The 7,771-nt window shown below is 41.3% G+C and carries 7 protein-coding genes and 1 pseudogene; all 8 read left to right on the forward strand.

The genetic code is table 11. The annotated features are described in order from the left end of the window. Positions 1–12: 12 nt before the first annotated feature. Positions 13–1,104, forward strand: a complete 1,092-nt coding sequence (gene rutA / locus L0J61_RS07445; RefSeq protein ID WP_301465746.1) for a pyrimidine utilization protein A — start codon at positions 13–15, stop codon at positions 1,102–1,104. Positions 1,105–1,134: 30 nt separating this feature from the next. Next, positions 1,135–1,854, forward strand: a complete 720-nt coding sequence (rutB, locus tag L0J61_RS07450) for a pyrimidine utilization protein B (protein ID WP_301465739.1) — start codon at positions 1,135–1,137, stop codon at positions 1,852–1,854. Between the two features lie 44 nt (positions 1,855–1,898). Further along, positions 1,899–2,282 carry a pyrimidine utilization protein C gene (gene rutC / locus L0J61_RS07455; RefSeq protein WP_301465741.1) on the forward strand — a complete coding sequence of 128 codons (384 nt, stop codon included), beginning with the start codon at positions 1,899–1,901 and terminating at the stop codon, positions 2,280–2,282. A 165-nt stretch (positions 2,283–2,447) separates the two neighbouring features. Next, complete coding sequence (locus tag L0J61_RS07460) at positions 2,448–2,984, forward strand: flavin reductase (RefSeq protein WP_301465748.1); 537 nt, start codon at positions 2,448–2,450, stop codon at positions 2,982–2,984. Between the two features lie 30 nt (positions 2,985–3,014). Further along, positions 3,015–4,382: a solute carrier family 23 protein gene (locus L0J61_RS07465; RefSeq protein WP_301465750.1), complete on the forward strand. Its 1,368-nt coding sequence runs from the start codon at positions 3,015–3,017 to the stop codon at positions 4,380–4,382. Between the two features lie 40 nt (positions 4,383–4,422). Then, the gene (locus L0J61_RS07470; RefSeq protein WP_301465743.1) at positions 4,423–5,922 is read left to right on the forward strand and encodes a CoA-acylating methylmalonate-semialdehyde dehydrogenase; all 1,500 of its coding nucleotides are present in this window, start codon (positions 4,423–4,425) and stop codon (positions 5,920–5,922) included. A 273-nt stretch (positions 5,923–6,195) separates the two neighbouring features. Beyond that, a pseudogene (ribB, locus tag L0J61_RS07475) lies at positions 6,196–6,789 on the forward strand (3,4-dihydroxy-2-butanone-4-phosphate synthase); the annotation flags it as partial. A gap of 192 nt (positions 6,790–6,981) precedes the next feature. Then, entirely contained in the window at positions 6,982–7,758 is a 777-nt protein-coding gene (rutD, locus tag L0J61_RS07480; RefSeq protein WP_301465745.1) for a pyrimidine utilization protein D, read from the forward strand. Positions 7,759–7,771 lie beyond the last annotated feature (13 nt).

A 7,771-nucleotide genomic window follows, 5' to 3' on the forward strand; every position in this document is an offset into this window, starting at 1 on the left:
ATAGGTGAAATTATGGAAGTAGGAATTTTTTGTCCGATTGGCAACAATGGCTGGTTAATTTCAAAAAACGCGCCGCAATACAAGCCAACATTTGAGCTTAACAAGCAAATTGTACAAAGTGCTGAACACTATGGTTTTGATTTTGCGCTTTCAATGATCAAGCTGCGCGGTTTTGGCGGGGAGACTGAGTTTTGGGATTACAACCTTGAAAGCTTCACCTTGATGGCAGGGTTGGCTGCGGTCACTTCTAAAATAAAAATCTATGCCACATCGGCGACTTTAGTAATGCCACCTGCCATCGTGGCGAGAATGGCATCGACTCTTGACTCGATTTCAGATGGGCGCTTTGGGTTGAATGTAGTGACTGGCTGGCAAGAAGCAGAATACGGGCAGATGGGCATGTGGCCAGGCGACGATTATTTTGGCAAACGATATCAATACCTATCTGAATATGTCCACATTTTGAGAGATTTGTGGAGTACCGGTCAATCTGACTTTAAGGGTGAATTCTTCAAGATGGATGACTGTCAAGTTAAGCCAATTCCAAAAGGGGATATGAAGATTATCTGTGCGGGACAATCAGATACAGGATTAGAGTTTTCTGCAAAGTATGCCGACTACAACTTTGTCTTTGGTAAAGGTTTAAACACACCCACCGCTTATGCAGGTATTAATGATCGGTTAAAGGCACAAACGGATAAGACGGGTCGTACTGTTTCGACCTATGTGCTCTTTATGGTTATTGCAGATGAAACCGACGAAAAAGCACAGGCTAAGTGGGAGTCATATAACGAAGGTGCAGATTTTGAAGCCATCGACTGGTTACAGTCACAAGGCGGTAAAGACAAAACATCAGGTAAAGACACCAATATTCGTCATATGGCATCAAGCGTTTCACCGGTCAATATCAACATGGGTACGTTTGTCGGTTCCTTTGAAAAGGTGGCTAGCATGTTAGATGAAGTCGCTGAAGTAGAGGGTACTGATGGTGTTTTGCTTACCTTTGATGATTTTGTGCAAGGTGTTGAGGACTTTGGTACTAAGATCCAACCCCTTATGAAGAGTCGTCTGAACGTCGAAACACCAGTTGCCAGTCAAGCCTAATACCCGCCAAGCCTATTAAAAGGAACGAACATGAATTCGGTTAATACAGTCTGTGCAGATTTTACAAAAGAATCCTCTCCCATTTTACAGTCATTGCCTGAGCCTATTAAGTTGGACCCATCACAAACGGCATTGATTGTGGTGGATATGCAAAATGCTTATGCCAGTCAAGGAGGCTATTTGGATTTGGCTGGGTTTGATGTGACATCGACCAAACCGGTCATAAACAACATAAAGCAAGCCGTGGATATCGCGCATCAAGCTGGCATACAAGTCATCTATTTCAGAAATGGTTGGGACAATAAATATGTAGAGGCTGGCAGTAGCGGCTCGCCAAATTATCACAAATCAAACGCTTTAAAAACTATGCGTAAAGATCCTGAACTTGACGGAACCTTGTTAGCAAAAGGCGGTTGGGATTACGAATTGGTCGACGAGCTTAGCCCCACTGCTCAAGACATCGTGATAGATAAGCCTCGATATAGTGGCTTCTTTAACACCAGCTTAGATAGTGTCTTACGGTCACGAGGCATACGTAATTTATTGTTCACCGGTATCGCCACGAACGTTTGTGTTGAATCGACGCTTAGAGATGGATTTTTTCTTGAGTATTTTGGGGTCTTATTAGATGACGCTTGTCATCAAGCGGGGCCACCAGAGGCGCAAGACGGCACACTATATAACGTAAAAACTTTTTTTGGTTGGGTGTCTGATGTTGCCAGCATGCAGCAGTGTTTTTTAGATAACTAAACCAAATTTTCAACATTTAATTTAATAGCAATAGGAATTTAGATATGTCAAAACAAGTCGTTATACCAGAAGGTACAAGCAAACCATTAGCCCCTTTTGTACCCGCTACTAAGGCAGACGATATCGTTTATGTCTCTGGCACTTTGGCTTTTGATGAAAATAATGATGTCGTACATGTGGGTGATGCAGCAGCTCAAACTCGTCATGTTCTAACGACGATAAAAAATGTGATTCATGCAGCAGGCGGAAATATGGATGACGTGACGTTTAATTCAATTTTTGTAAAAGATTGGTCAGATTATGATGCCGTTAATCAAGTCTATGCAGAGTTTTTCCCTAATGATAAGCCAGCAAGATACTGCATCCAATGTGGGTTGGTAAAGCCAGACGCTTTAATTGAAATTGCTTCTATAGCACACGTTGGATAAAACCATCTTTATTCAAAATAACTGCAGTTAGTGAATTTAAGTTTACCTAAGATTTAACCGTAATGGGGTGCTTTAGTTAACTACATATGTGGCGAGATATTTTTTAAAAGGAAATGACAGATGAATACAGCAATGAAAGAAAACCAAGTAATGCAGTCCTTATCAATGAAAAATAAGCCGAAGGAATCACTTACCTCTACGTCAGGTAACTTAACCGACATGCAGCAATCTTTTAGAGAGGCGATGAGCAAGTTGGCTGCTGCAGTTAATATTATTACTACTGAAGGTCCAGCAGGGCGGGCAGGATTTACGGCATCAGCGGTGTGTAGTGTCACCGATGAACCGCCAACCCTATTAGTGTGTTTAAACAGAAACGCTTCTGTATACGATTATTTTAAAGAAAACATGGTGTTGTGCGTCAACACACTTGCGCTTGAACACAAAGACCTAAGCGGTGCTTTTGGGGGCAAAGTTTCTTTAGAAGAAAGATTTGATCAAGGCAGTTGGTCTACGTTGTCAACAGGATCGCCAGTATTAGAAGACGCCATTATCTCTTTTGATTGTCAGGTGAAGCTTATTAGCTCAGTGGGCACTCACGATATTTTAATTTGCGAAGTATTGGATATCAAACACAAGTGTGATTGTGAAAGTCTCATATATTTCGATAGAGACTACCATCAATTAAGTAAGTGCACGAGCTAAATCTAAGCATCATACCTCTACTTTTTAAGGATATTTAAAATGGATAAATGGTTTGTAAAATGGCGTCCATATACTGGAGACCTAGAAACTACGCCGGTAGGTATCAATGAGTATTTACCAATGGGTAAAAGTTTGGCTTTAGGTGCTCAACATTCATTCGCAATGTTCGGTGCAACAATCTTGGCCCCATTGCTAATGGGTTTTGATCCTAGTTTGACCATGCTCATCACTGGTATAGGGACGATACTATTCTTTCTAATTACTGGCGGTCATGTACCAAGTTATTTAGGCTCTAGCTTTGCATTTATAGGAGCTGTAGCAGCCGTAACAGGGTATAGCGGCACTGGCATAAATCCAAATATTGGCATTGCTCTTGGGGGTACCATTGTCTGTGGGATTTTATATGCATTAGTGGGCTTGTTGGTGATGAAAACAGGGGCAGGGTGGATAGAAGGGTTGATGCCTCCCGTGGTTACTGGGGCTATCGTCATGACGATTGGCTTGCACTTAGCGCCTATCACCATCCAAAGCGTTATCGGAAGTAGCTTTGACTCTTGGATGGCGCTGGTCACTGTATTGTGTATTTGTACAGTCGCTATATTTACCAAAGGTATGGTCAGACGCTTATTACTGTTAATAGGACTGGTAGCCGCATATGCTATTTATTACCTACTAACGAATGTCATGGGTATGGGCACACCTATTGATTTTGCTCCAGTTGCGAATGCAGCTTGGTTTGGTATTCCAACATTTTATCAGCCTGTGTTTCAAACTAGTGCCATCTTAGTCATTGCCCCCGTTTTTATTATTTTAATTGCTGAAAACCTTGGTCATTTCAAAGCAGTAGAAGCCATGACTGGCAAAAGTATCTCACCTTATATGGGTAGAGCTTTTTTCGCTGATGGGCTTTGTACCACTCTTTCTGCCTCGGTAGGAGGCACCGGGATGACGACCTATGCAGAAAACATCGGCGTCATGGCCGCTACCAAAATTTACTCAACGGTCATATTTGTTATAGCAGGTGTTTTCGCAATCTTATTAGGCTTATCACCTAAGTTTGGGAGCTTAGTCAGCACCATTCCTGTGGCTATTCTAACGGGTGCTTCAATCGTTGTCTTCGGCTTAATTACTATCGCTGGCGCCCGCATTTGGATGAATGCAAAAATTGATTTCAGCAAGAATGGAAATATGTTGGTAGCCGCAGTTCCAGTCATCATGGGAACTGGTAATTTTTCAATAAACATTGGCGGCTTTGATCTGGGCGGTATAGGAACAGCCACCTTTTTAGCCATTCTCATGAACTTAGTTTTCAACTTTAAAAACAAACAAAAAGAAATGAACGTGACTACTGATGAAGAAGTCGCACCTTCAGAACCGCTGCTAATGCCCAACCCATAAATTTAAACGCTTGTTTTATATTAATTAAAGGAATCATGTTATGAATTCAGAACCTTCTACAGTACAACACTTAATTAATGGTGAGTTTGCTGAATCGACTACCACACAATGGATTGATATCAATAATCCAGCGACTCAAGAAGTTATTGCCAAGGTACCACAGTCAACGCCTGAGGAAATCGAGCAAGCCGTCAAGGTTGCCTCTGAGGCTTTTCAAAGTTGGCGCACGACACCAATCAGCAAGCGATCGCGTATTTTCCTAAAATACCAACAGTTGATCCGTGAGAATATGGATGAACTAGCAGCGCTGCTTACTGAAGAACAAGGTAAAACGCTTGCAGATGCTAAAGGTGACGTGTTTAGAGGGCTTGAAGTCGTAGAGCACGCATCAGGTATTGGTAACTTGCAACAAGGCGGATATATTGAAAATGTCGCCAGTAGCGTTGATATGTATACCGTTCAACAGCCATTAGGGGTTTGTGCCGGTATTACTCCGTTTAACTTCCCTGCCATGATTCCTCTGTGGATGTTCCCCATGGCCATAGCAACAGGTAATACGTTCATTCTGAAACCCTCTGAGCAAAACCCAATCGTTACTATGAGACTGGTTGAGCTGGCTCTTGAAGCAGGTATACCAAAAGGCGTGTTAAATGTTGTCCATGGGGGTAAGGATACGGTGGATGCACTATGCGATCACCCAGATATCAAAGCGATGTCCTTTGTTGGTTCAACATCGGTTGGTAAGCATGTTTATAACCGAGCAAGTCAGGCTGGTAAACGTGTGCAGTGCATGATGGGGGCGAAAAACCATGCCGTTATTATGCCAGATGCCAATAAAGAACAATGCTTGAATCAGTTAGCTGGAGCAGCATTTGGTGCCGCTGGGCAGCGATGCATGGCATTATCTGTAGTGGTAATGGTTGGAGAGTCTAAACAGTGGGTCGATGAGATTGTAGAAAAGTCAGAACAATTGGTGGTGTCTGCAGGTAAGGATGATAAAGACTTAGGTCCACTAATATCTAGGGCAGCCAAAGACCGTGTAGAGCGCTTAATCCAAGCAGGAGTCGATGAAGGAGCCAACTTAAGACTAGATGGCCGTGGCTGTCAGGTAAAAGGTTATGAAAATGGCAACTTTGTGGGTCCGACCATCTTAGATCATGTCTCGACTGATATGAGTTGTTATACCGAAGAAATCTTTGGTCCCGTTCTGTGCATTATGTATGCCGACACGCTTGAAGAAGCAATTAAGATTATCAATAGGAATCCAAATGGTAATGGCACCGCAATTTTCACTCAGTCTGGTGCGCATGCACATAAGTTCCAACAGGATATAGATGTTGGACAAGTCGGCATTAATTTACCGATTCCAGTACCGCTCCCCATGTTTTCTTTTTCAGGATCTAGAGCCAGTAAACTTGGCGACTTAGGTCCCTACGGTAAACAAGCGGTACAGTTTTATACACAGACTAAAACGGTGATATCACGCTGGTTTGATGAGGACGCTAGTAAAGGCGTTAATACCACGATTTCTATGAAATAGGTATACAACGTATCAATCCTACATTAACCCTAAGAAGTTATGCTAGAACGTGTCATTAACTAAATTATGTGGCTAAAAAGGCGATAGGTTTTAATTCATCGAAGTGAGTTTTATAGAGAATATGAGCATATTTTTTCTAAAACCGTATGAGTTAATAGATACACACGTCGCTTTTAGCCTATTGGGTGTTAGTAAAATCAGTTGGTTAATAACACGTACTAGATAAAATATATAAATTCGTAATTATTTTTTTAGTACTAAATGGTGAGCTTTATGAATCTTAATACAATGTCAGAAATCGTTGAAGATATAAAAGCGGGCAAAATGGTTATACTCATGGACGATGAGGATAGAGAAAACGAAGGTGACCTCATTATGGCAGCAACTTTAGCCAAGCCCGAAGATATTAATTTTATGATTACGCATGCAAGAGGTTTGGTTTGTTTGACCTTAACTTCAGAGCGATGCAGCCAACTGAATTTACCTCTAATGTGCAAAGATAATAAAGCGCCATACAGCACAAATTTTACCGTTTCAATTGATGCAGCAAAAAACGTCACCACAGGCATATCGACTGCAGACAGAGCGACGACTATTAGGACAGCCGTATCTCAAGGCGGTGGTGCCGACGATGTCGTAACACCAGGGCATATTTTTCCATTAATGGCCAAAGCAGGCGGGGTTTTAGAGCGACCTGGGCATACTGAGGCAGGTTGCGACTTAGCGAGACTAGCTGGTTTAGAGCCCGCAGCGGTTATCGTTGAAATAATTAACCAAGATGGCGAAATGGCTCGTAGAGATGATTTAATTAAGTTTGCTGATATTCACAACTTGAAGATCGGTACGATAGATGAGTTGATTAAATACATTAGGTATAAAGAAGGTATTGAAAATGAGAATGAGGTGAATGATCTCAAAGATATTCTAAGATATGACTATTATGAAAATAATGATTGTACCGCTGAATTAATTTAACAATCTTGAGTGGGTTTTAGACTGCTATGAGTCATTAGAGACTATTTCAGCAATTTAAATTTTATTAAAATTGGATGGGTGTATATGTTAGTTAAAAGATATCCTTGTAAGAAAGATACTTCAGAAACGATCGTATTTAGTTCAGGTTTGGGCGGGCATGCCAATTTTTGGTTACCTCAAATTGAATATTTTGCTGAGCATTACAATGTGGTTTGTTATGAACAAGATGGGGTATTACCTAATAGTGAACTCTTATCAGATAGCTACTCTATGCAAGATTTGGCAGAGCAATTGATTAAAATCCTAGAAAAAGAAGGGCTATCTAATTGTCATTTCGTGGGTCACGCACTTGGTGGATTTATCGGTATTGAGGTCGCTAACAAAGCACCGGAATTATTAGATAAACTGGTTATCTTAAATGGTTGGGAACGTCTGGATCCTCATACTATTAAGTGTTTTAATATGCGGAAAAGTTTGATAGAAGATACAGGGATAGAAGCATTTGTACGAGCTCAAGCAATATTTTTATATCCGCCTATATGGATATCGAACAATATAGAGGCGCTCACGCAAAAAGAAGATGCAGCCATCGCTAGCTTCCCTCCAGTTGAAAACGTCCTAACTAGACTAAAAGCCTTGCAGTCCTATCAGCCACTTATAAACGCTAAGCATATTAAAAACCCAACGCTGGTTTTAAGTAACCTTGACGATGTTTTAGTACCATGGCAACGTGGGTTAGCTTTAGCAGAAAATATGCAAAATGCCCAGTTCGAATTAATGGTTACTGGTGGGCATGCCAGTACAATCTCAGAAACCTGCTCCACAAATAGTAAAATTCTTGAGTTTTTATCAAAAATATAATATCAGTTAGGAA

It is taken from the genome of Psychrobacter sp. (genome assembly GCF_030457785.1).
Taxonomy (GTDB): domain Bacteria; phylum Pseudomonadota; class Gammaproteobacteria; order Pseudomonadales; family Moraxellaceae; genus Psychrobacter.